The 529-nt window shown below is 54.8% G+C and carries 1 pseudogene; it reads left to right on the plus strand.

The features are described 5' to 3' along the window. Window positions 1–529 (plus strand): annotated as a pseudogene (locus H8Z83_RS20565) (VirB4-like conjugal transfer ATPase, CD1110 family); the annotation flags it as partial.

Raw genomic sequence — 529 nt, forward strand, 5'->3', positions numbered from 1 at the left:
ACAACTATAACAGCGTCCGGGATGAGTTTACCGGGATGCTGAAAAATCAGATTGCCAAAAGCAATAACGGCATTGAACGCTCAAAATACATCACCTTTGGCATACCCGCCGAGGGGATTACGGAGGCTCGGCCCCGTCTGGAGCGTGTGGAGGCTGATGTCATGGGAAACTTTAAGCGGCTGGGCGTTCCCTCAGAGCCTATGGACGGACGGGCCCGCCTTGCGCTGCTTCATAGCCAGATGCATCCGGGGAGCCGCGAGGCGTTCCGCTTTTCGTGGAAAGACATCCCGCAGACCGGGCTCGGCACAAAAGACTTTATTGCCCCGAACAGTCTCGACTTCCGCCAGTCCCGCACATTCCGCATCGGCCAGTATTGGGGCGCGGTGTCCTACTTACAGATTATGGCATCTGAGCTTTCGGATAAGTTGTTGGCGGAAATCTTGGAGCTGGATGCGGAAATGACCGTGACCATGCACATTCAGACCGTGGATCAGCTCAAGGCAATTAAGACCATCAAGGGGAAAATCTC

Source organism: Dysosmobacter segnis, assembly GCF_014297285.1.
GTDB classification, from domain to species: Bacteria; Bacillota; Clostridia; order Oscillospirales; family Oscillospiraceae; genus Oscillibacter; species Oscillibacter segnis.